Genomic DNA, 388 nt, shown 5'->3' on the forward strand with positions numbered 1-388 from the left:
AAACCCCCCCCAAACCACCCCAAAAACCAACCCCGACCGAAAAAACCCCCGCCACAACAGCAGCAACCGCAGCCCCTATTGGAGTAAAAACCCCCCCCGCAACAGAAGCAATACCTGCCCCAACCACTTCGATCACTGTCCCAACAGAGCCAAAAGAGGCAGCAAAGGCACTTCCTGAGACAGCAATCCCCCGCAAAGCGCCCATCAACAAGGTCATGGGGCGCAAAAGTCGTAGTGACCGTGCCCCAAGTCCTGCGGTGAGCAAGCCCAGTGCGCGCCCTGCCGCCAATACCCCGCGCCAACTTGCCTTCAGCGCCCCGCTAACAGCCCTCATCTTGATAAAAGAGGCAATCAATTGCAGGACCCCAAGGCGGGTTCCCGCCATGGT

Annotated in this window: 1 pseudogene; it reads right to left on the bottom strand. The window is 59.0% G+C overall.

The annotated features are described in order from the left end of the window. Positions 1–388, bottom strand: a pseudogene (locus J7R13_RS09360) (phage tail tape measure protein); the annotation flags it as partial.

The organism is Bartonella taylorii 8TBB (assembly GCF_902825155.1).
Taxonomy (GTDB): Bacteria; Pseudomonadota; Alphaproteobacteria; order Rhizobiales; family Rhizobiaceae; genus Bartonella; species Bartonella taylorii_A.